General features: G+C 63.5%; 20 protein-coding genes. 6 read left to right on the top strand and 14 right to left on the bottom strand.

Translation table 11 applies throughout. The annotated features are described in order from the left end of the window. Nucleotides 1-3 precede the first annotated feature (3 nt). Nucleotides 4-765, bottom strand: coding sequence for a 3-hydroxyacyl-CoA dehydrogenase (locus ACSQ3Z_RS21060; RefSeq protein ID WP_436173208.1), 762 nt, complete (start codon nucleotides 763-765; stop codon nucleotides 4-6). A gap of 70 nt (nucleotides 766-835) precedes the next feature. Then, nucleotides 836-1,372 (bottom strand): GNAT family N-acetyltransferase, encoded by a 537-nt coding sequence (locus ACSQ3Z_RS21055; protein ID WP_436173207.1) that lies wholly within the window; start codon nucleotides 1,370-1,372, stop codon nucleotides 836-838. 274 nt (nucleotides 1,373-1,646) lie between these two features. Between ACSQ3Z_RS21055 and ACSQ3Z_RS21050 the strand changes: the two genes are divergently transcribed. Further along, a complete protein-coding gene (locus ACSQ3Z_RS21050) occupies nucleotides 1,647-2,636 on the top strand; it encodes a glutathione S-transferase family protein (RefSeq protein ID WP_436173206.1) in 990 nt (329 codons plus the stop codon). 1 nt (nucleotide 2,637) lies between these two features. On the opposite strand, the gene ACSQ3Z_RS21045 is transcribed toward ACSQ3Z_RS21050, so the two are convergent. Next, nucleotides 2,638-3,141, bottom strand: a complete 504-nt coding sequence (locus tag ACSQ3Z_RS21045; protein ID WP_436173205.1) for an NUDIX domain-containing protein — start codon at nucleotides 3,139-3,141, stop codon at nucleotides 2,638-2,640. Nucleotides 3,142-3,191: 50 nt separating this feature from the next. On the opposite strand from ACSQ3Z_RS21045, the gene ACSQ3Z_RS21040 reads away from it, so the two are divergent. Then, a complete protein-coding gene (locus tag ACSQ3Z_RS21040; RefSeq protein ID WP_436173204.1) occupies nucleotides 3,192-4,127 on the top strand; it encodes a metallophosphoesterase family protein in 936 nt (311 codons plus the stop codon). On the opposite strand, the gene ACSQ3Z_RS21035 is transcribed toward ACSQ3Z_RS21040, so the two are convergent. From ACSQ3Z_RS21035 to leuA, 4 genes are all read right to left on the bottom strand, one after another. Further along, the gene (locus ACSQ3Z_RS21035; RefSeq protein WP_436173203.1) at nucleotides 4,117-4,734 is read right to left on the bottom strand and encodes a hypothetical protein; all 618 of its coding nucleotides are present in this window, start codon (nucleotides 4,732-4,734) and stop codon (nucleotides 4,117-4,119) included. The genes ACSQ3Z_RS21040 and ACSQ3Z_RS21035 overlap by 11 nt on opposite strands. A 78-nt stretch (nucleotides 4,735-4,812) precedes the next feature. Further along, nucleotides 4,813-5,616, bottom strand: a complete 804-nt coding sequence (locus tag ACSQ3Z_RS21030) for an alpha/beta fold hydrolase (RefSeq protein ID WP_436173202.1) — start codon at nucleotides 5,614-5,616, stop codon at nucleotides 4,813-4,815. Between the two features lie 120 nt (nucleotides 5,617-5,736). Then, complete coding sequence (locus ACSQ3Z_RS21025; protein ID WP_436173201.1) at nucleotides 5,737-7,509, bottom strand: tetratricopeptide repeat protein; 1,773 nt, start codon at nucleotides 7,507-7,509, stop codon at nucleotides 5,737-5,739. A gap of 185 nt (nucleotides 7,510-7,694) precedes the next feature. Further along, nucleotides 7,695-9,443: a 2-isopropylmalate synthase gene (gene leuA / locus ACSQ3Z_RS21020; RefSeq protein WP_436173200.1), complete on the bottom strand. Its 1,749-nt coding sequence runs from the start codon at nucleotides 9,441-9,443 to the stop codon at nucleotides 7,695-7,697. Between the two features lie 459 nt (nucleotides 9,444-9,902). Between leuA and ACSQ3Z_RS21015 the strand changes: the two genes are divergently transcribed. The 3 genes from ACSQ3Z_RS21015 to ACSQ3Z_RS21005 all read left to right on the top strand — a co-directional run bounded on the left by ACSQ3Z_RS21015 (nucleotide 9,903) and on the right by ACSQ3Z_RS21005 (nucleotide 13,235). Then, on the top strand, nucleotides 9,903-11,069 hold the full coding sequence (locus tag ACSQ3Z_RS21015; protein WP_436173199.1) for an ATP-grasp domain-containing protein: 1,167 nt from the start codon (nucleotides 9,903-9,905) through the stop codon (nucleotides 11,067-11,069). A gap of 4 nt (nucleotides 11,070-11,073) precedes the next feature. Then, entirely contained in the window at nucleotides 11,074-11,850 is a 777-nt protein-coding gene (locus ACSQ3Z_RS21010; protein ID WP_436173198.1) for an esterase family protein, read from the top strand. Between the two features lie 308 nt (nucleotides 11,851-12,158). Next, nucleotides 12,159-13,235 carry an SIP domain-containing protein gene (locus ACSQ3Z_RS21005; RefSeq protein WP_436173197.1) on the top strand — a complete coding sequence of 359 codons (1,077 nt, stop codon included), beginning with the start codon at nucleotides 12,159-12,161 and terminating at the stop codon, nucleotides 13,233-13,235. A gap of 42 nt (nucleotides 13,236-13,277) precedes the next feature. Here the strand turns inward: ACSQ3Z_RS21005 and ACSQ3Z_RS21000 are convergent, their stop codons facing one another. The 5 genes from ACSQ3Z_RS21000 to ACSQ3Z_RS20980 form a co-directional block, all read right to left on the bottom strand. Continuing rightward, complete coding sequence (locus ACSQ3Z_RS21000; RefSeq protein WP_436173196.1) at nucleotides 13,278-15,389, bottom strand: TonB-dependent siderophore receptor; 2,112 nt, start codon at nucleotides 15,387-15,389, stop codon at nucleotides 13,278-13,280. Between the two features lie 171 nt (nucleotides 15,390-15,560). After that, nucleotides 15,561-16,649, bottom strand: a complete 1,089-nt coding sequence (locus ACSQ3Z_RS20995; protein ID WP_436173195.1) for an AbrB family transcriptional regulator — start codon at nucleotides 16,647-16,649, stop codon at nucleotides 15,561-15,563. Between the two features lie 74 nt (nucleotides 16,650-16,723). After that, nucleotides 16,724-17,032, bottom strand: coding sequence for a putative quinol monooxygenase (locus tag ACSQ3Z_RS20990; protein ID WP_436173194.1), 309 nt, complete (start codon nucleotides 17,030-17,032; stop codon nucleotides 16,724-16,726). A 49-nt stretch (nucleotides 17,033-17,081) separates the two neighbouring features. Next, complete coding sequence (locus ACSQ3Z_RS20985; RefSeq protein ID WP_436173193.1) at nucleotides 17,082-17,861, bottom strand: SDR family NAD(P)-dependent oxidoreductase; 780 nt, start codon at nucleotides 17,859-17,861, stop codon at nucleotides 17,082-17,084. Between the two features lie 74 nt (nucleotides 17,862-17,935). Next, nucleotides 17,936-18,370: a DsrE family protein gene (locus ACSQ3Z_RS20980; RefSeq protein ID WP_436173192.1), complete on the bottom strand. Its 435-nt coding sequence runs from the start codon at nucleotides 18,368-18,370 to the stop codon at nucleotides 17,936-17,938. Nucleotides 18,371-18,466: 96 nt separating this feature from the next. Here ACSQ3Z_RS20980 and ACSQ3Z_RS20975 point away from each other — a divergent pair, with 96 nt between their 5' ends. After that, on the top strand, nucleotides 18,467-19,555 hold the full coding sequence (locus tag ACSQ3Z_RS20975; RefSeq protein ID WP_436173191.1) for a hypothetical protein: 1,089 nt from the start codon (nucleotides 18,467-18,469) through the stop codon (nucleotides 19,553-19,555). An 11-nt stretch (nucleotides 19,556-19,566) separates the two neighbouring features. Here the strand turns inward: ACSQ3Z_RS20975 and ACSQ3Z_RS20970 are convergent, their stop codons facing one another. Beyond that, nucleotides 19,567-20,514 carry a cation diffusion facilitator family transporter gene (locus ACSQ3Z_RS20970; RefSeq protein ID WP_436173190.1) on the bottom strand — a complete coding sequence of 316 codons (948 nt, stop codon included), beginning with the start codon at nucleotides 20,512-20,514 and terminating at the stop codon, nucleotides 19,567-19,569. 5 nt (nucleotides 20,515-20,519) lie between these two features. Beyond that, nucleotides 20,520-22,709 carry an anthranilate synthase gene (locus ACSQ3Z_RS20965; protein WP_436173189.1) on the bottom strand — a complete coding sequence of 730 codons (2,190 nt, stop codon included), beginning with the start codon at nucleotides 22,707-22,709 and terminating at the stop codon, nucleotides 20,520-20,522. Between the last annotated feature and the right edge of the window lie 145 nt (nucleotides 22,710-22,854).

Below are 22,854 nucleotides of genomic sequence, written 5' to 3'. Positions count from 1 at the left end.
CGGCTATTTCGGCGCCATGCGGATGGCGCCGTCGAGACGGATGGTCTCGCCGTTCAGCATCTGGTTCTCGACGATGTGGAGCGCAAGTGCCGCATATTCGGAAGGCTCACCCAGCCGGGACGGAAAGGGCACCGCCGCACCCAGCGAATCCTGCACGTCCTGCGGCATGCCGGCCATCATCGGCGTCCTGAAGATGCCCGGTGCAATCGTGCAGACGCGGATGCCGAAACGCGCGAGGTCGCGGGCCACCGGCAGCGTCATGCCGACGACGCCGCCCTTGGACGCGGAATAGGCGGCCTGGCCGATCTGGCCGTCATAGGCAGCGACGGAAGCTGTGTTGACGATGACACCACGCTCGCCGCCTGCAAGCGGCTCGAGCTTCGCTGCCCGGTCGGCGAACAGGCGGATCATGTTGAAGGTGCCGATCAGGTTGATCTCGATCACCTTGCGGTATTGCTCGAGCGGATGCGGACCATCTTTGCCGATCGTCTTCACGCCGATGGCGATGCCGGCGCAATTGACCAGGACGCGCGGTTCACCGAGCCGCTCCGCCACTTCGGCGAAGGCGGCCACACCGCTGTCGCTGCTGCTGACGTCGCACTGAACGGCAATGCCGCCAATATCGGCCGCCACCGTCCTGGCACGGTCGATGCCGACATCAAGGATGGCGACGCGCGCGCCTTTGGCGGCAAGCGCTCGGGCTGTCGCCTCGCCGAGGCCGGAGCCGCCGCCGGTGACGATCGCAATCTGGCCATTGGGGTTCATGCCGGCGTCCTCCACACATTTCGGATGATGCTACGAAGCTCGCAGCGCAGGCGCAACCGGCAGGATAGCCTCAAGCCATGACCGGGACGGGATCGGAAACCCGCGCCACGTCCGCATGGCAGACCTCGCCCGACAGCCGGGCCACGGCGCCCGGCACGATCTCGTGCGACAGAAGCCGGTCGAGGTCGACCGGGCGCGGCATGGAGATCTGCCCGCGCGGGATCCTCTTGAAGCCGAGCGGGCCGTAGTAGGGCTCGTCGCCGACCAGCATCACCGCCGGCATGCCGGCCTTGGTGGCGGCCTCCAGCGCGATTGCCACCAGCCGGCGGCCGATGCCGAGATTCTTGAAGGCAGGCCGCACCGCGAGCGGCCCGAGCATCAGCGCACGGCCGGCGCCGGCCGCGATGCGCGTCATCCGCACCGAGGCGACGACAATAACGCCGTCGACGGCGACGAAGGACAAAGCGCGCTCATGCCCTCCGGCTTCGCGGATCTTGTAGGCGGCAAGCACGAACCGACCAGGCCCGAAGGCCTCGTCGTTGATGGCTTCGATTTCGGTATCGTGCGCCGGGGTTTCCGGCAGGTATTTCACGTCGGCAAGGCTCATGGTCTTTGCGTTCCGGTAGAGGAGGAAAAGGTTTGCTGCAAACGGCAGCGTTCGCCAGTCAGCGCTTCATCAAGCGCGGGCGCCCTTTCGTCGTCGGTCAAACCGGATCATGGCAAAGTCGAACATGCGGATTGTCCGCTAGCATCAAATTCCGGCCGCTGCAATCGGCCGTTTTCGTCCGCCGTTGCGGCCGAGTGACGGTCTGTTCAGCACATGACGACTTCGGCAGGGCAACCTTGCGTCTACATTGAGCAGAAGACGCAAGGAGATTTGCATGGGATTGCTGGTCGAAGGCAGGTGGCAGGATCGCTGGTACGATACGGCGGACAGCGGCGGCAGGTTCGTGCGGGCGCAGGCGCAATGGCGCGACTGGATCACCGCTGACGGGGCGCCGGGAGAGGGCCGAAAGCGCGGCTTCAAGGCCGAGCCCGGGCGTTACCACCTCTATGTCTCGCTTGCCTGCCCCTGGGCGCACCGGACGCTGATCCTGCGCGTGCTGAAGAAGCTGGAAGGCATCATCTCCGTCTCGGTCGTGCATCATTTCATGGGTGCGGACGGCTGGACGTTCCTGGCCGAGGACGGCGCCACCGGCGATACGCTTTATGGCCTCGATTTCCTGCACCAGATCTATGCCAAGGCCGACCCCGCCTATTCGGGCCGGGTGACGGTGCCGGTGCTGTGGGACAGAAAGGAACAGACGATCGTCTCCAACGAGTCTTCCGAGATTATCCGGATGCTCAATTCAGCGTTCGACGAATGGGGCGATACGAGCCTCGACTTCTATCCCGAGGAGTTGCGTGGCGAGATCGACCGCATCAACGCACTGGTCTATCCCGCCATCAACAACGGCGTCTATCGGGCCGGCTTCGCCACCACGCAACGCGCCTATGAAGAGGCGTTCGGGGAATTGTTCGCCGCACTGGATACGCTGGAGGAACGGCTGTCAAAGCAGCGCTATCTCGTCGGCGATCGCATCACCGAGGCCGACTGGCGGCTGTTCACCACGCTGGTGCGCTTCGACCCGGTCTATGTCGGCCACTTCAAATGCAATCTGCGCCGCATCGCCGACTATCCGAACCTGTCGAACTATCTGCGCGATCTCTACCAGGTGCCCGGCATCGCCGGCACGGTCAACCTGCACCACATCAAGGCGCACTACTACGCCAGCCACCGGACGATCAATCCGACCGGGATCGTGCCGGTCGGCCCGGAACTCGACTATGCCGCGCCGCATGACCGGGCGCGGTTCGGGAAAGCCGCATGATCTACCAGTAGGGCGAGGGCTTTTCGCCGTGAAAAACCTCGGCGATCCGGCGCAGCGTCGCCGGGGTGGTTGCTTCCGGCAAGCGGTCGAGCGGGAAGAAGGCGGCTTCGGCGATCTCGTGGTCCGGCAGCTTCGGCGCCGTCTGGCTGAAGGCTTCGATTAGATAGAGGCCGACATGGTCGCGCTTGCTGGAGCGGCGGTTGAAATGCATCGACTTCAGCACCGGCGGCGCGGTCAGAGCGATGTTGCCCTCCTCGGCAAGCTCGCGCGCCAACGCCTCGACCAGAGTCTCGCCGGTTTCGACGCCGCCACCCGGCAGTTGCCAGCCCGGAACATAGGTGTGGCGGATCAAAAAGACGCTGTTGGAGCCGCGGTCGTGAATGAGGCCGCGCACGCCGAGCGTCATCGGCCGCCGCAGCAGGAAATAGAGATGGAACAGCCTCGACCTCAGGCCCGGCCAGCCGGTCTGGCGCAAGGCCAGTTCCGGGTCTGACGTTGCCGTCATCCGTGAAACCATGAGTGGAAAGCGGGGGCCGCGTCGCTTATGAATGAAGGATGTTCAGGCTCGCGCATATTTCCGATATCCATCTGGGACCGCTCCCCGGTGTAACCTATCGCGAACTCGCCTCCAAGCGCGTGGTCGGCTACGTCAACTGGCAACGCAACCGCCGCCGCCACATGCACGACGCGGTCATCGACACACTGCTTGCCGATATGAAGGCCAGCGCTCCCGATCACCTTGCGGTGACGGGCGATTTGGTCAATCTGGCGCTCGACGGCGAGATCGAAATGGCCAGGCACTGGCTGGAGACGCTGGGTTCGCCGCATGACGTGTCGGTCGTTCCGGGCAATCACGATGCCTATGTGCCGGGCGCCTTCGACAAGTCCTGCCGTTCCTGGGCGGCGTGGATGACCGGCGACGACGTCAACACACCGGTCGACCGCCATTCCTTTCCCTATTTGCGGGTACGCGACAACATCGCGCTGATCGGCGTTTCGACGGCGCGCGCCACCGCCCCATTCATGGCCAACGGCTTCTTCAGGGAGGGCCAGGCGCAAAGGCTCGGCCGAATGCTCGATGCGACGGCCGAGCGCGGCCTGTTCCGGGTCATCATGATCCACCATCCGCCGGTGCGCGGTGCCGTTTCGCAGTACAAGCGGCTGTTCGGCATCGCGCTCTTCCAGAAGATCGTTCGCCGGCATGGAGCCGAACTTATCCTGCACGGCCATTCGCACAATCCGAGCCTGTTCTTCATCGGTGGCCGTGGTGCCAAGATCCCGGCCGTCGGTGTCGCAGCCGCCGGACAAGGGCTTGGCGGCAGGCACCCGGCCGCGCAGTACAATCTGATCGATATCGACGGCGACAAGGGCAACTGGCGGATCCGCTTGACGCGACGCGGCCTGACCGGGCCAGCGCTTCCGCCTTCGGAGCTGCAGGTGCTCGAACTTGGCGCCGATGCCGAGGCATCGCGCCAACTGGTCAGAAGCTGATCTTCATCGCCACGAGGCGGTCCCAGAACAGCACGATCGACACAGCCAGCCCAACCAGCGCGCCGGCAAAGATCAGACCGAGGCCGGACAGGATGGCCGACCCGGCCTTGCCGCGCTGAGCAACCTGCAATGGCGGCTCGGCTTCGGCCACCGTGGTGCGCTGCATGCCGGACACAGCGTGCTCGACCCCGCCTTCCATCATCCTTTGACGTTCGACGACACGCTCGGCCACATAGCGCGTCACCTGGTCGGCGACGATTTTCATGTCGGTCGATTCGGCGAGAACCACGCGGCCGATGCGGGTATCCCTGAGGAACCGGTAGGTGCGGCGATCCCGCCCCATGGCGACATGGCTGACGGCATCGATCCACAGGCGCGGCTGCAGGCCGGACGATACGGCGAAGTCGAAATTGTCCATATCGGCGGGCACATCGGCAAAGACGGGCGCAAGTTCGGCGGCAAGCAATTCGAGCCGCATGCGGTGCGCTTCGCGCAAGTCGACGACCACGTCGTCGCGGTCGGCAAAGGCGTTCTTCACATCGCGAATGGCGTCGGACAGGTTTCGCGACGGATCGATCGGGGTGATTTTCTCGCCTGTGTCCTTCATCGGCGTTGCCTCGCGGTTGGTTAACAGCGAGTTAACATAGTCGTCGGCAAAATGCACCCGCGAGATGATGGCTGCGGATCAGCTCGCCGCTGCGTCAAGACTCGGCTGAAAACGCCTGCTGCGGCGGTTCATGTTGCGGCGCACCGCCGTGGCGACAAGGTCAGGCGCTTCCTCGGCCAGCATGTGGCCGGCCTCCAGAACATGGTGCAGATGAAAATTCACCGGCATGTCGTCGGCCTGACAAACCGGCAGCACGGCGTCGTCCGTTCCCCAGACCGCCATCACCGGCATTTTCAGCGTTTCGAGCTGTTCGCGCGGGATGGCACCCTGCCGGTCATCCCTGGTCATGGACGCGGCGATCTCGACAAGCTTTTGCAACTGACCCGGGCGTCTGCGCATCTCGTCAAGCACGTCCACGATATGTTCCGGAGGCTGGCTCAGTGGCCCGGACATGGCGGCGAGACAGGTACGGATCTCACTTTTGCCGGTGGCGGCCGCATAGCGGCGCAGCAAGGGGCCATTGATTTCCGGGCCAAAGCCACCCGGCGCCAAAAGCGTCAGCGAGGCAACCCTTTCGGGCTCGGCCAAAGCCATCAGCACAGCCACCGCACCGCCCATCGAATGGCCGACCAGGTGCACCCTTTTCATGCCACGCGCGGCGAGGTCCGCCAGAGCGGCCCGAGCTGCCGTCCTGGCCGAACCGCCGCCGGGGAAATCGAGAGAAAGCCCATGCCCGGGAAGGTCGTAGGCGAGAGCCCGCATGTCGGGCGCAAGCATCGACGTCACGTCGCGCCAGACGTCATGGCAGCCACCGAAGCCGTGCAGGAAGGCGACAGCCTTCGGACCGGTACCGCGTTCGGCAGCGTGGAGGGATGAACTCATGAAAACTGATGATTATTGCAAGACCGGACGGATAGCGAATTCCAGACTGTGGCTGGATTGCTCCCAGTCCAGGTCGATGGCCAGTAAAATTTTCGCGATCCGGGGCGTGCTAGGCACGGATCAACTGGCGTTGCCGAGGCCCGCCGCGCGCAGCGCCCCGACCAGCCGGTCAGTCAGGTCGGCAGGGTATTTCCTGTCGACGAAGGTTGAGCGCGGATTGGCGGCGAACTTCGGAAACTTGGCGATCAGTTCGTTGGTCAACTGGCTCGCCAGTTGATCGCGGGCGGCCAGCTTGGCGCCGATAAGGCGCGCCGCCAGGTAGTGCGATTTGGTCGCCGTCGTCCGCAACGACTCGCTGGCGATGGCGGCCCTCTTCGTGTCGCCCAGCATGAATGCACCGACAAAAAGCCCGTAGTCCCACCAGGTCGCGTGGCCGCTGAAGGTTTCGACGGCGTGGGCCAGGATCGGGGTTCCTTCGCTGTATTTGCCGGCGAAAATCAGTCCATAGCCGTAAGCGGCCGCCATGCCGAGGTCATAAGGATTGAGCTCATGGGCCTTGCGCATCCAGCGGATCGATTCGTCCGTATTGCCGAGGCGCGAGTTGAGATAGCCATAGGCGCGATGCGCGTAGGGGCTGGTCGGCCCCATCTGAACAGCGCGATGGGCAAACGACATCGCCTGTTCGATCGTCGCGCCGGGCGGATAGGAATAGTGATCGGTGACAGCCTCGAGATGCAGGGAGGCGAGTTCCGAATAGACGAGCGACGATTTCGCGCCCTGGCTGGCCAGGGTTTCCAGGCAGCGATAGGCAGCTTCGTGTGCCTTGGCGCTCTGGTCGAGATAGTAGCTGTCGTTGAGCACCAGACAGCGGGTCAGGCCGGTCTCGATGCCGCTCTGTTCGATGTAGGTGTAGATCGGCCCGTAGGCGGGAATGGTCGAGGTCAGTACGTTGGCGATACTGTCTTCAATCGCGCCCGGCGCGCTGTCGACGGCCGACAGGTTGCGTGACAACAGCACCCGGCCGGTCGCGACATTCTGCAGTTCGAGCGTCACGTCACCCGCCGCGGGTCCCGGCAGGATATCGAATACGAAGCTGGTGGCGTCGGCGGCCGGATCGCGGGTGCCGTCGGCATCACGTCCGATGAAGTCTATGGTGTCGAAACCGGCGAGGCCGGCGCGCAGCGAAGCAGCCACACGGGCTGCTTCCGGGCCATTGGCCTTCACGGCGATGTAGACCAGCGGCAAGGTTTCCACCGGTGGGGACGCGACGCTGCTCGTCGCCACCGCGGTCTCTATGGCCGAGGCGGAACCGCTGCTGCCGAGCAGGACATCGCTGCCCTGGCGAAGGATCAGCACCCCAAGCATGGCGATGACCACGGCAATCGCGCCCCAGAATAACTGCAGGTGGCGGGTAAGCGACCGCCCAGGTTCGGGCGCAGCAGGGGGCGACATCAAGGCCGCGGCAGGGGCAATGTCGAGGTCGGGTAGTTCCGTCGGGGCGATCGTCGGCGCGGTGCCTTCCGCCGGCTCCAACTCGGCCGGCAGGCGAATTGCATTCAGTTCATAGGAAGGAACGTAGCCGCCACGCGGAATGGCGATGCGCACCGGTTCGGCAACGCCTTCATTGGCGAAGTAGTTTTGCAGAAGCTCGCGCAGCCTGCCAGCCTGGACCCGAACCACGGCATCGGTAGACGGGTCGAAATCGCCGTCCTTGCCGAAGACGTCCATGGCGATCGAGAAGCCCTTGAGCCGGTCAGCCTCGCCGGCTTGCTCGCGTTCGACCAGATAGCGCAGCAGTTTTCGCGCACGCTCGGACCGTCCGAACGTTTCGCTGGCTAGCAGTCGCTCCAATGTCTCGCGCACTGCGGGGGCGGCAGGCGTGGCATGCTGCAAGTGTCGATCCTCTCGAAGTCGGCACAGGTTGAGGCGCGATCATATAGCGCTGGCACTGCCGCACAAGCATGGTTGTATTATGCTATCGCGTAAGCCACCGGATAATTGCCCATGGTTAACGCGTGAGCCGGCTCGCAGGCAGGCCCTGGAGCGCCGCGGATGCGGCGCGCCAGGGGTATGGAAGATCAGCCGGCCTTGCGGCCGACGATGCGGTTGGCGGCCGAAACCACTGCTTCCAGCGAGGCGGCGACGATGTTGGTGTTGATGCCGGCGCCGAACAGCTTGCCGCCGGGATATTCCATCTCGACATAGGAAATCGCCGAGGCGTTCGAGCCACGCTGCATCGAATGCTCGGAATAGTCGAGCACCGACATCTCCACGCCGACATGGCGCGACAGCGCGTCGACGAAACCGTCGATCGGACCGGTGCCCGAACCGGTGATGGTCATTTCCTTGCCGTTGTCGAGGATGACGGCCTCGACCACGCGGCGGCCCTTGGTCTCGGTGTCCGGGTAGGTATGGTGGTCGAGGAACTTCAGCCGCGCAGCCGGCTGGTCGACATAGGTTTCGAGGAATTCCTCGTGGATACGCCTGGCGGCCACTTCCTTGCCTTCGGCGTCGGTGATCGCCTGGATGTGCTGGCTGAACTCGATCTGCAGATTGCGTGGCAAATTGAGGCCGTAGTCGGCCTGCAGCACATAGGCGATGCCACCCTTGCCGGACTGCGAGTTGATGCGGATGATCGCCTCGTAGTTGCGGCCGACATCGGCCGGGTCGATCGGCAGATAGGGCACTTCCCAGTGCGGCGTGTTGGCCTTGCGCAGTGCCTTCATGCCCTTGTTGATGGCGTCCTGGTGCGAACCGGAAAAGGCCGTATAGACGAGCTCGCCGACGTAAGGGTGGCGTTCCGGGATCTTCAGCTGGTTCGAATACTCGTAGACGTCCTTCATCCGGTTGATGTCAGAGCAGTCGAGCTCGGGATCGACGCCTTGCGTGTACATGTTGAGCGCCAGCGTGACGATGTCGACATTGCCGGTGCGCTCGCCATTGCCGAACAGCGTGCCTTCGACACGGTCGGCCCCAGCCATCAGGCCGAGTTCGGTGGTGGCGATGCCGGTGCCGCGGTCATTGTGCGGATGCAGCGAAATCAGCAGGTTCTCGCGGTTGTCGAGGTTGCGGCACATCCATTCGATGCGGTCGGCATAGATGTTGGGCGTCGACATCTCGACGGTCGACGGCAGGTTGATGATCAGCTTGTTGTCAGCCGTGGGGTTCACGATCTCGATGACCGCGTTGCAGATCTCCAGCGCCACTTCGAGTTCGGTCCCGGTGAAGCTTTCCGGCGAATATTCGAAGCGAAAACCGCCGCCGGCCTTGGCCGCCATGTCGGTGATCATCTTGGCCGCATCGGTGGCGATGCGCTTGATGCCGGCGACATCCTTCTCGAAGACGACGCGGCGCTGCAGTTCGCTGGTCGAGTTGTAGAAATGCACGATCGGGTTGGAGGCACCTTGCAGCGCCTCGAAGGTGCGGGTGATGAGTTCGGGACGGCACTGCACCAGCACCTGCAGCGAGACATCGGCGGGCACATTGCCCTCCTCGATGCACCAGCGGGCGAAGTCAAAATCGGTCTGCGAGGCCGACGGGAAACCGATCTCGATCTCCTTGAAGCCCATGTCGAGCAACAGCGCGAACATGCGCGCCTTGCGCTCGTGGCCCATCGGGTCGATCAGCGCCTGGTTGCCGTCGCGCAGGTCGACCGAGCACCAGATCGGCGCCTTGTCGATAACCTTCGAAGGCCAGGTGCGGTCGGTGAGGCCGACGGTCGGATAGGGTTGATACTTGCGAGGGGCGTCCGGCATGCCCTGGGCGGACTTTGTCATGCCCGTTGCTGCGTTGCCGTCATTCGGACGGATGTCTTCTCGTGCGTTCATCGTCGTGTCTCCCGGCGGCTCGCCGACCCCGCCTTCAGGCGGATTGGTGCCGAGCGGCGCCTTTACCAATGTTTCGTTCGCTTGATGTGACTTGCCAATTTGGCCAAGGAGCGTGCGCGTAAGCGGCGGTTCGACCGCCGGGCGCTCCTTCAGCGAACCCGGCGATCGCCGATAAGGCCGAGAAGAAGCAGCGTCGAAGCAAGCGCGCGCACGGTCTCGCCGGCGAAGCCGGTCGGACGGGAAGCGACGGAAGAGGCGCGCGTGTTCATGGCGGTTCTCATACAGGAGCAGGCTGTGGGAGGCAAGTGGGGCCGCCTCCCGGCAAGACACGCAAGCTCTTCCCCATATGGGGCAAATACGCCAAACTCGTTATGTTTCTGTGCGTGTCGTTGACCCAAAACCGCTTCGTACTTTTGGGCGGCATGCATTGGACGAGGCCATTTTGCCGGGAGGTCGTCCATGAATTTCGTTTTCTTCTCGCCGCATTTTCCGGCCAACGGCGCCGATTTCTGCGACCGGCTGAAGAAGGCCGGCGCCACGGTGCTCGGCATCGGCGATGCGCCCTATGAGGCGCTGAACGGAAAACTGCAGACAGCGCTGTCGGAATATTACCGCGTCGCCGACATGGAGGACTATGAACCGGTGTTCCGGGCGATGGGCCATTTCATCCACAAATGGGGCCGCATCGACCGCTTCGAGTCGCTCAACGAGCACTGGCTGGAACTCGAGGCCAACATCCGCACCGACTTCAACATCTTCGGTACCAAGCTCGATTTCGTGAAGAATTTGAAGCGCAAGAGTCGCATGCGCGCCTTCTTTCGCAAGAGCGGCGTCGAGACCATTCCGCAGCGCAAATGCTCCGATCGCGCCGGCGCCATGACCTTCATCCGCCGCGTCGGCTATCCGGTGGTGGTGAAGCCGGATTCCGGCTCCGGCGCTTCGAACACCTTCAAGATCTCCAATGCGAAGGAGCTCGACCAGTTCTTCAGGGACAAGCCCGAGGGTGTGAGTTTCGTCATGGAGCAGTTCATCGAAGGGCTGGTGGTCACCTTCGACGGGCTGGTCAACCGCGACGGCGAGGTGGTGCTGGCGGCCAGCCACCGCTACGACCAGAGCGTCATGGAGGTGGTCAACCGCGACCGCCACATGAGCTACACCTGCTTTCCCGAAATCAGCCCGGCAGTGGAGGAGGCGGGCCGGAAGATCCTTGGGGCGTTCGACGTGCGCGAGCGCTTCTTCCACATCGAGCTGTTCGAGACCAAGGACAGCCGCGTCATCGCGCTCGAGGTCAACATGCGTCCGCCGGGTGCCTGGATGACCGATGCGATCAACTACACGTTCGACATCGACGTCTACGCGGCCTGGGCCGAGATGGTGGTCAAGGACGCCGCCGGCGGGCCTTATGAAGGCAAGTATTTCACCGCCTATGCCAGCCGCAAACGCCACCTCGCCTATTTGCACAGCCATGCGGACGTGCTAGCCGCGCACGGCGACAAGGTCGTCCATCACCAGGCAATAGAAGAGGTTTTCAGCCGCGCCATGGGACACTACGCGTATCAGATGCGGTCTAAGGATGCCAAAGCGCTGCGCCAGGCGGTCGACTATATTCACGCGGAAAAGGTGTGAGGCAATGGACGTCTCCTACCACAAGGGATTTGCCCGCAACCTCGGCCGCGACATGGAATACAAGCGCTACGGTCATGCCGGCCGGCCGGTGGTGGTGTTCCCGACCTCGCAGGGGCGGTTCTACCAGTTCGAGGATTCCGGCGGCGTCGGGGCACTCTCGGAATTCATCGATACCGGCCGCATCCAGCTGTTCACGCTCGACGGCATCGATTCGGAATCCTTCTTCGACAAGCATGCCGACCCGGCCGACCGTATCGCCCGCCACGAAGCCTATTTCCGCTATGTGCGCGAAGAGGCGCTGCCGGAATTGCTGGCAACCGCGGCAAAAGCCAATGGCGGGCGCGAACTGAAGCCGCTGTTTTCAGGCTGTTCGATGGGCGGCTACCACGCGTCGAATTTCGTCTTCCGCTTTCCGGAACTGACCAGCGGCGTGATTGCGCTGTCGGGCGTCTACTCGACCCGCGATTTCTTCGGCGGCGCGCTCGACGGCAATATCTTCTTCAACTCGCCGCTCGACTATCTGCCTGGGATCGTCGACCAGAAACTGCTTGGCCGGCTGAAGGCGCTCAGGCTGATCTTCTGTTGCGGGCAGGGCGCCTGGGAAGAGCGGATGCTGGTCGAAACGCGAGCGCTGGAGCAGGTGCTGCGCGACAAGTCAATTCCTGCCTGGGTCGACTATTGGGGCGGCGACGTCAGCCACGACTGGCCGTGGTGGCACAAACAGCTGGTCTATTTCTTCGGCCGCTGGCTGGATGACGACTTGATGCATCGCCTGGACTGATGGTTGCCAGTTTCCGGTTACATCACCGATTTTCCAGCCTGGTGATCGCCTAAAGCGCGTCGCATTCAAACGGCTTCATGCGACGCGCTTTAGTTCTTTGTTTTTATGCATGTCGTTGTCGCAAGACCGCTGCGCACTTTTGCGCGACATGCGCTGGGAACCGCGTTGCATTCTTGAGGTTCAATCGCTCAAGAAAATATGACTTCTTTCATCATGTTTCTGTGGAAACGGCGCCGCCGCTGTGGCATGCCGATGATGACGGCGCCTTGGGCGGCGTCGCTTCAACCGGTATTCGAAAGGCTGCAGCCATGGAGCAACTGAGCGCGCAAACCCGGATCGTGGATGGTGCCATCCGCTCCGTCATGGACAGGCTGCGCGCCGAGCACGGCGAAACCGAGATCGACACCGGCATTGCCGACCAGTGGGAATTCCGCATGCATTACGGCTCGTTGAACGCCACGCTTGACGACGGCAGCGTGCTGATCCGGGTTGCTGCGGAGGACGAAACCTGCCTGTCCTACATGAAGATGACGGTCGCCGGTCATGTCGCCGAACATCTCGGCACGACGAAGGGCATAAGTTGGCAGGGCCACGGCAGCGACGCCGGCACGCCGGTCTTCTTCCGCGAGATCAAGGTTGTGTCGGCGACACGGATTTCCCCGCATATGCAGCGTGTCCGTTTCTCGGGCCATGATCTCAGCCGATTTGCGCATGGCGGCCTGCATGTGCGGCTGCTGCTGCCGCCGCGCGGCCGGCAGCCGGTCTGGCCGTCGATGGGTGCCGATGGCCTGCTGGTGTGGCCTTCGGGCGAGGATGCGCTGGTCGTGCGGGTCTACACGATCCGGGCGCTGGACGCCGCCGGCGGCTGGCTCGATGTCGACTTCGTGCTGCATCCCGGCCAAGACACGCCGGCCGCCGCCTTCGCCGAGAACGCGCAAGCCGGCGATATTATCGGCATGATCGGACCTGGCGGAGGCGGAGCGCCCGATGCGGAGACGCTGCTTCTGGTCGGCGACGATACGGCACTTCCAGCCATTGGCAGGATCCTCGAGGAGCTTGCGCCATCAGCCCACGCCGAGGTGCTTATCGAAGTCGATGGCCCGGAGGACCGGATGCCGCTGGCCGACGGCCAGAATATTGCCGTCACCTGGCTTTACCGGCAAGGCGTTGAACCCGGCACCGCCGCTCTGTTGCCGGCGGCGCTGAGGGCACGTGATCAAGCTGCGCTCTCTGACGAGCTCTATGTCTGGGCGGCGTGCGAATTCGCCGATTTCCGCGAGATCCGCAAGATCGTGCGCAAGGAATGGGGCCTGCCGCGCGGCCGGCACCTGGTCACCGCCTATTGGCGCCGGGGCGCCGAGGGCGGTGACGAGCGCGAGGAATAGCGCCGCGCCGCCGCTTGGCGGCAGCGCGGATGACGTCGTCGGTCAGAAGCGGTAGCGCAGGCTGGCTAACAGCGAACGGCCTTCGTCGCGGTAGCAATAGCCGGCCGAGCAGATGGTCTTCTGGGTGTCGAACAGGTTCTTGGCGTTGACCTGGAGCTTCACGCCTTCAAGCTTCGGATTGCGGTAGCCGAAATCGTAGGAGAGCGAGGCGTCGACGAAAGCGCGCGCCTCATTCTTGAAGGTGTTGGTGTCGTCGCCATAGCTCGAGCCGGCGACGCGCACGCCCGTTCCCAGCCCCAGCCCTTCCAGCGTGCCGTTCTCGAACTGGTAGTGGCCCCAGAGCGACAGGATATGGTTCGGCGTCGCCGACAGTTCCTTGCCGGCGGTGAACTGGGCGCCGCGTTCGATCTTGACGCGCAGATAGGTGTAGGAGGCTATGAAGCTGAAGCCGTTGTCCAAAGAGGCATTGGCTTCCAGCTCGATGCCGCGCGAATTGAGGTCGAGCTGGCGCTGCTTGTTGATGCCAGTCGATGCGTCGAACACGACGCCGTCCTTCTGGTCAATGTCGAACAGCGCGGCGCTGACGATCGCGTTGTAATCCGGGATCTCGTATTTGACGCCGATCTCTTTCTGCGTCGCGATGGTCGGGCGAGCGACGCGGCCGACGGTGCTGGTGACGTCGTCAAAGACGAAGCCGATGTTGGGCGAGAACGAGGTGGAATAGTTGACATAGGGCGTGATGCCCCATTCGGTCTGGTAGGACAGGCCGAGCCGGCCGGAGAAGGCGCTGTCCTTCTGCTTTGAGGTGCTGAAGTCGGCAGCGGTGGAGGTGGTGTCGACCCAGTCGTAGCGGCCGCTGGTAAACAGGGTGAAATCGTTCCACTCCATCTGGTCGTGCAGGTAGACGCCGAACTGGTTCATCTCCTGCCCGCCATAGTGCGGAACCGCGGCCGATTTGATGTCGTCGACCGAGACATAGGAGATTCCGCTGCCGGCATCATAATCCGACCAGGCGTAGTCGATGCCGCCGACCGCGGTGTGCCTGACCGGGCCGGTGTCGAACTCGAACTGCGCCATGTTGTCGACGACGAAGTTCTTCATGTTCTCGGTGTAGTGGCCCCAATAGCGCTGCAACGGCTGATCGGCGCCGATCGAATAGTGGCCGCTGTATTCGATGTCGCTGTCTACTGCGTTGTAGCGCAGGTGCTGGCGCACCGTCAGCACGTCGTTGAAACGATGCTCGAATTCGTAGCCGATGCGGCCTTGCGTCTGGTCGAAATCGTTCCAGGCCGGATCGCCCTCATAGACGTTGGACAGCACGCCGTAGGCCGAGTTGTAGAAGGCGGCGGTGCCACCAGTGACGGATTTCGAGTACTCGCCGAGGATGGTGAGCTTGGTGTCCTCATCGGGCTTGAAGGTGACCGCCGGTGCCAGATAGAGTTTGCCGTCTGGATAGCCAGGCAGATCGGTTTCGCTCAGGCGACCGATGCTGGTGAAGCGGTAGAGAATGCTGCCGTCGGCGTTGACCGGTCCGGAGGCGTCGAGCGCCGCCTGGAAGCGGTTGTGCTCGCCGGCCAGCAATTCGATCTCGTGGAAAGGTTCGTCCTTGGGACGCTTGGTGACGACATTGACGATGCCGCCCGGACCGCTGATGCCGTAGAGCGAGGATGCCGGGCCCTTCAGAATGGTGATGCCCTCGATGCCGTAGGGCTCGGTCTTGAACCAGGCCGAGGGGCCGTTGTACTGGCGCAGCCCATCACGGAACATGCCGTTGTAGAAGGCTTGGAAGCCGCGCAGGAAGAAGGCGTCGTAGCGGGTATCGAAGCCGAAGCTGTTGGGGTTGGCGCTGGCCGTGTAGCCGAGCGATTCGTTCAGCGTGCGCGGCTTCTGGTCCTCGATCTGCTTTTGCGTGACGACCGAAACGGCCTGTGGGATCTTGGCGATCGGCGTGTCGAGCTTGGTGCCGATGCGATCCTTCTTGGCGACATAGCCGTCCTGGACCAGGATCTCGTCGCTCTCGGCGCTGACTTCGATCTTGCCGAGGACGGTGGCGTCCCCACTCTCCTGCGCGCCGGCCGGCAAGGCGTGGCCGAGCAAGGCGGTACCGGCCAACAACGATAGTCTCCAGCACCATATCGCCGTCCGCGTCCGCATCAACTCGTCTCCACTGTCTCATGTCTGATTGCGATCCCGCGCTCTCAAATATGAGTATATGAGTCAAGTAATTTCTCGTGTTTGCGCAACGACTTGTCCGGACTGTTGCCCGGCAGCAAAAAATCACCCGGTTCTGGTGAAGCCGGGCTCAGGTCAAGGGGCGGAAAATGCTTATGGTTTCACGCTTCTTGCCACCAGGCGCGCGACGCTCGGCCCGATCAAGAGCACGACGAGGAAGCGGGCCGATTGCAGCGCCATGACGAAGGAGATGTCGACGTTTTGCGCCGCGGCGGCGATGATGGCGACGCTGTCCATGCCGCCTGGGCTGGTAGCCAGATAGGCGGTCAGCGGATCGATGCCGAGCAGATGGCTGATCAGGAAGGCGAGGCCGCCGCAAAAGGCGATCAGCGCGACGATCGAGCCGATGATCTGCGGCAAAGCGCGCGCAGCGTGGCGCAGGATCGGTCGGGTGAAATTCAGCCCGATCGACCAACCGATCAAGGCATAGCTGACCGCGAGCAGCCATTGCGGCAGCTGCATCGGCACGCCGAAGCCGAGATGGATGATGGAGCCGAAGATGAAGGTGCCGAGGAAGAACGGCGAAGGCAGCCGGCATAACTTGCCGAGCAGGCCGCCCACGAGCGCGATGCCGATGGTGGCGGCGAAGGCCTGCGGATCGATCGGCGGAAACCAGACGATGGCCGGGACTTCGATACCTGACGTATCGACCCACATCCTGGCGATCAGCGCCGCCGTCATCGAGACGAAGATGACGCGCAGATACTGCATGAAGGCGACGAGGCGCTGGTCGGCGCCGAAAGCGCCTGCCATCAGCACCATGGCAGTAGCGGCCCCCGGTGACGAGCCCCAGACCGCCGTGGTGCCGGGCAGGATGCGCCAGCGGCTGATCAGCCAGCCGAGCAGGCTCGAAGCCGCGACGGTCGCCACCACGACGCCGAGGAATAGCGGCCACTCCTGGTAGAAGACGGGAAAGATATCGGTGGAGATCGAAGCGGCGACGAGGCAGCCGACGACCGCCTGTGCCGAACCGAACAGCGGCTTCGGTATGCGCACCGTGGCGCCGTTGGTGCCGGCGAGGATCGCCGCCAGCATCGGACCGATCAGCAGCGCCGCGGGCAGTGCGGCAATTTCGAGCGCGCCGGCGAACAGGAGCGAGAAAACCAGCAGGACCAGCCATTGCCAGCGCCTGTGCAACTGCGCCATGCGCTCGACGGGGGGCTGGTCTGGCGAGGAGTCCATATCCGCGTCTTAGACCGGACGAGTCAAAATGCGAACCCCTGTCTGCCGGAGAAAATCAGCCGCTGCCTGAGGCGTCAGCCGGGCCCAGCCTTCGGCAACCCGAAGCCGCCGACCGGCTGGGTTTCGACCTGGAATTCGAAGCCGGCGATGAAAGGGCGCGCCTTGGCGATCGCCGCCTGGACTTCGGGCAGTTGCAGCGATGCCTTGTGGCTTGCCTGATCGGTCCACACTTCGGTCACCCAGATTGCGTCAGCGTCGACCGGGTCGATGGCGATGACGTAGCTCAGGCAGCCGGGCAGGGCGCCTGTGGTCTCACGCAGCACGTCCATGACCGCGTCGCGCTGGCCGCGCGCCGCCCGCATCTTGCCGATCAGTCCGTACATTCCCTTGTCTCCCTTCAGGGTTGCGCGAACGGAGTATGCAGGTCTCGGCTCAAGGCATCAACTGGCCGCCATTCACCTCGATCACCTGTCCGGTGATATAGCCGCTCAAAAGGTCGGAGGAGAGGAACAGATAGGTGCCGACACAATCCTCGGCGGTGCCGGCGCGCCCTTGAGGAATGGTGGCGACCATGCCCTTCATCTGCTCTTCGGTCGAATAGCGTTCGTGGAAAGGTGTACGAATAGTGCCCGGCGCCACCGCGTTGACGCGGATGCCGAAGCCGATCAGTTCCTTGGCCATGCCGCGTGTCACATTGGAGACAAAGGCCTTGGCCGAGCCGTAGAGCCCTGCGCCGCCGCCGGCGCCGTTGCGGGCGGCGATCGAGGAGGTGTTGACGATGAAGCCGCCCTGGCGCTTCAACCAGGGAATGGCCTTGCGCGAGGCGGTGAGCACGGAACGGGCGTTGAGGTCCATCACCGCGTCGTAATGCGCCTCGGTTTGCTCTGCATAAGGCACGCGGCCAAGCATGCCGCCGGCATTGTTGACCAGGCCGTCGAGCCGGCCGAACTTTTCCGCGCTCTCCTCGACGACGCGCTCGACATCGGCCGGCACGGAGAAGTCGCCTTGCGTGAGGAAGACCTCGCCGCCGCTGTCGCGAATGGTCCCGGCCAGTTTCTCGGCCGCATCGCGGCTTGAATTGTAGTGCAGCGCAACGCGGCATTTCTGCGCGGCATAGGCCAGCGCCAGTGCCGCGCCGATACCGGTCGAGGCGCCGGTGACCAGCACCGCTTTGCCGGCGAGATCTGGGATGACAAGGGTGGGGGCGGTCATGGGCACTTTCCTCTGGGATGTACTGCTCTCCCTTCGTAGGCTCCCACCGCCCTCACGTTCAAGTCCGTGGCGCCTCAGGGCCTGAGATAGGCATAGCCCTGACGCTGCAGTTCGGCGAGCTTGACGACGCCGCCCTCGTCGACGGCATGGAAGCCGTCGAGCAGGTCGGCGAGCGTGATCTCCATGCCGTGCATGGTGTTGCCGCAAGCATGTGGACTGAGGCCCTGCTCGACAAGGCCGGCAAAGCGGCCGGAAATCGCCGCCGATATGCCTTTCGACTTGAAGGCGGCAAGGGCCGGACCGTGCACGACCAGCGCAATGTCGACATTGCCGCCGGTGCCTTCATAGTGGTTCTTGATGTTGCCGAGCACGAAATTGACCTTGTCGACGTCGCTCAGATGATAGGCGACCTTTAGCCTTTCCTCGGCGGCCGCGGCCTTGACCTGGCGCAGCCCGAAAAGGCCGGCGGCCCCGGCAAGACCGGCGCGGAACATATCGCGGCGTTGCATCGCTTCCTCCTGATCCGCCAGTTTTTCATGGCCCCGGCTTCGCTCCTAGACTAGCATAAATTGCAGGCACGTCCTGTCGGTGCGAGGAGGGATCACATGACGTCGAGGACCGTGGTTGGCGCTGGGCTTGGTGCCGTCTTGTTTGCGGCGCTTGCCGGCACGGCTTTTGCCGACGACACACCCAAACTCACCGAACTCAGTCCGAACGGCGCCGATGCCTGTTTCGGGCGGGTCTACGATGCAGCCCATCTAAAGGCGCATCCGAAGCAGAAGGTGGCGCGGATCTTCTTCTACTACGGCCACGATCCGGTCAGCCGGCCAAACGAGGAGCCGAGCGCGGGGGCCGACAGCTCCTACAACTCCTTCATCGCCACCACCGTGCGTGGCGCCAAGGCGCCGGAATGGGCCGGCGGCTGGTGCAATCACGAGTCCGAGGATGGCAAGAGCGGGCCGATCCATTGCGGCATGGACTGCGACCGCACCCTGGCTTCGCTGAAGGTCGATGAAAAGGGCCGGCTGATCGTCACGGACGTGCAGCCCGACCTCTATCTCGATGCAGGGGCTGAAGATGAGCTTGGCAAGGCTGAATATGACAGGCAGGCGCTTGGCAAGGAGGATGACAATTTCCGGCTCGACCCGATGCCTGCGGCGACCTGCAAGGCGGAATTCGCGCGCATCGATCCGATCGATCCGGCACTCGGTCCGCCGCTGCGCGAGCGGCTGAAGCCGGATCAACCCTTCTGCTACGGACGCGACTATGATGCCGCGCATCTAGGCTCGCACCCGGACCAGGTAACGCAATCGATCCGCGTGTTTCGCGGGTCGGTGGAGCTGGCGTCCTTTGCTGCTGGCGGCGATACGGTCAACTGGCCCGATGGAGCCGACATCGCTATTTCGGTCACGACGCGGCAGAAGTCGGGCAAGGTCACGCAGACCTATTCCTGCCAGGGCGAGGCCGACCAATGGCGCTGTGTGGCGAGCGCGAAGATGAGCGACTTTTCCTGCGACATCACGCAGAAGGAGATCTTCCTGCGCCGCGGCGCCAACGGCACGATGATGCTGGCCAACCCGAACAGCAGCCTGCCGATCGTCGACATGTGCTCGAAGGCTGCCGAGGGCAAGACCGCGTCGGACGACAAGGTTTATCGGCTGAACCCGATGCCGCAATCGGCCTGCTCGCCGTAGTTTAGAGGGACCTAGGCGAATGGCACCGCCGTGGTGCCCTTCGGCAACTTCGCCTCGTCATCCGGTTCGACATGGATGGTGACGCGGACCGAGGGGATTTCCGCCTTCAGCGCGTCCTCGATGCGGTCGCAGATGACGTGGCTGTCGCCCACCGTCATGTCGGCGTCGACGACCATGTGGAACTCGATGAAGGTGGCACGGCCGGCGATGCGCGTCTTAAGGTCGTGGACTTCCAGCGCGCCCTTCGAATTGGCCGAGATGACGTCACGGATGCGCATGTGCTCCTGTGTATCCACGGCACGGTCCATGAGGCCGCTCAGCGATTCTCCGGTCAGCTTCCAGCCCTGGTAGAGAATGTTCAGCGCCACCAGCAGTGCAAGCAGTGGGTCGAGGATATGCCAGCCGGTCATCACCGCGCCGACAAGCCCGACGATGACACCAACGGAAGTCAACACATCGGTCATGATGTGCTGGCCGTCGGCGACCAGTGCCGGCGATCGTTCGGCGCGGCCGTTGCGGATCAGCACCAAGGCCCAAACCGCGTTCGCGAAGGCCGCGCCGGCATTGATCATCAAACCCTGCCAAGGCTGTTCGAGCACTGGGGGGTCCTGCAGTGACTGCCATACCTTGGCGATGATCAGCATCGCCGCCACGACGATCAGCACGCCCTCGAGGACCGCAGAAAAGTATTCAGCCTTGTGGTGACCGAACGGATGGTCGCTGTCGGCCGGTTTGTGGCTGATGCGGATCGCCCACAGCGCAGCGGCCGCGGTGATGACGTTGACGATGGATTCCAGCGCATCGGAATAGAGGGCGACCGAGCCGGTGATGCGCCAGGCCACAAACTTCAGCCCCATCACCAGGAAGGCGATGACGATCGACCAGAAGGCGAGGCTGGCAATCTTGCGCTTGGCAGCGGCTTTTGCCGCGACCGCCGTCATGTCTTCCGCTGCGGCCATCGTTGCTAGGCAGCCTTTTCCTTGGCCTTGCGCGGCAGGTGCGCAACGATGTTCTCGATGATGCGCATGCCGGCATTGTGGCCGAGCGTCATGATCGACTCAGGGTGGAACTGCACGGCGGCGATCGGCTCCTTGCGGTGCTCGAAGGCCATGATGACGCCGTCCTCGGTCTCGGCCGTGACGATGAAATCGTCGGGCAGGCGCACCGGATCGGCAAAGATCGAGTGGTAGCGGCCGACGGTCACTTCCTTGGGCAGGCCGGAGAAGATGATGCCCGGCTTGGAGACGCGGATGCGCGACGGCTTGCCATGCATCGGCACGTGCAGCTGCCTCAGTTCGCCGCCATAAGCCTCGGCCAGCGCCTGCAGGCCAAGGCAGACGCCGAAGATCGGCAGGTCGCGGGCTCGCGCTTTCTTGATGGTCGCGGCGCAGTCGAAATCCTTCGGCGTGCCTGGTCCGGGCGAGAGCACGACGAGATCCGGCTTCAGCCGCTCGAAGACTTCCTCCGGCACCGGCGTGCGCACGGTGGAGACATTGGCGCCGGTCTGGCGGAAGTAATTGGCCAGCGTGTGGACGAATGAGTCCTCGTGGTCGACCAGAAGGATGTTGACGCCGTCGCCGACGCGAGCGGTGGTGCGTTCGGCACCGGCGGCATTGCCGGTCTTGGCGTCGCGGATGGCGGAGAGCATGGCGGATGCTTTCAGTTCGGTTTCGGCTTCTTCTTCCTCGGGAATGCTGTCGAAGAGCAGCGTGGCGCCAGCGCGCACCTCGGCGATGCCGTCCTTGATGCGGATGGTGCGAAGCGTCAGGCCGGTGTTCATGTCGCCGTTGAAATTGACCATGCCGATCGCCCCGCCATACCAGGCGCGCGGGCTCTTCTCGTTCTGCTCGATGAAGCGCATGGCCCACAGTTTCGGCGCGCCGGTGACGGTCACCGCCCAGGCGTGAGAGAGGAAGGCGTCGAAAGCGTCCATGCCTTCGCGCAGCCGGCCTTCAATGTGGTCGACGGTGTGGATCAGGCGCGAATACATCTCGATCTGGCGGCGGCCGATGACACGCACCGAGCCAGGCTCGCAGACGCGTGACTTGTCGTTGCGGTCGACGTCCGAACACATGGTGAGCTCGGATTCGTCCTTCTTCGAGTTGAGCAGCTTCAGGATCTGCTCCGAGTCGGAAATCGCATCGTCGCCGCGCTTGATGGTGCCGGAGATCGGGCAGGTCTCGACGCGGCGGCCATTGACGCGCACGAACATTTCGGGCGAGGCGCCGATCAGGTATTCGCCTTCGCCGAGATTGATGAAGAAGGAATAGGGCGAGGGGTTGATCGCCTTCAGCTTGCGGGAAATCTCGGAGGGCTCTGTCTCGCAGCGCTCGTAGAACATCTGCCCGGGCACGACCTCGAACAGGTCGCCGCGCTTGAAGGAGTCCATCGCCTTGCGCACCAGGTTCGCATATTCGCCTGGCTCATGGTCGCCGCGCGGCGGGATGCGGTCGGCGGTCTTGAACGGCTCCACAGCCGCGTCGCGCGACAGTCCTTCGGTCGAAAACCCTTCGCCGGAATAATCGTAGCGGTCGGTCCAGGCCTTGGTCGAATAGTGGTCGACGACCAGAATCTCGTCGGGCAGGAACAGCACGAGATCGCGCTGGCTCTCCTTGCGTTGGAGCTTGTAGTCGACCGGATCGAACTGGAAGGCGAGGTCGTAACCGAAGGCGCCGTAGAGACCGAGATTGGCGTCTTCCTCGGTCTTGAACAGAGCGGTGATGGCGCGCAGCACGGTGAACACGGACGGGACGCGGCTGCGTTCCTCTTCGGTGAACACACGGCCGGGCTTGGTCACCTCGAGGCGGATGAGCTTTTTCGATGCCTCGGCGATCGTGACCTCGGCAAGGCCGGCCAGCGCCGTGCCGATCACCGGCAGCAGCACCTCGCCACGACCGTTCAGCGCCTCGATGCGGACAGTGCGGCCGCGTGCCGAGATGACCAGCGGCGGATCGATGATGGCGGTATCCCAGCGCGTGTAGCGGCCCGGATATTCGTAATTCGAGGAAAACACCGCGCCCCGGCGCGAATTCAGCCCGTCGACATAGGCGTCGATGGCGCCCTCATAAGGCTGCTCGTGACGCTCGCGCGTGATCGTTACGCCACCCGCGGTGACGAAGCGCTCCGCCCCGGTTTCCAGAATGATCGTCGTCATTGCCGTCTCCATCTTGGGGCAACGGACCCGGGAATGGCGTAAAAAACAAATGGCCGCCCGGACATTCCGTTGCGGCCACCCTGTCTTTTCACGCGTACGCGTTCGAACAGGCCGCTGTCAGCGAGCCCACCACCAAATGGTCTTG

Source organism: Mesorhizobium sp. LjNodule214, from assembly GCF_964252735.1.
Lineage (GTDB): Bacteria > Pseudomonadota > Alphaproteobacteria > Rhizobiales > Rhizobiaceae > Mesorhizobium.
Note: the sequence above shows the minus strand (reverse complement) of the source record. Positions and strands in the feature narration are given on the sequence as shown.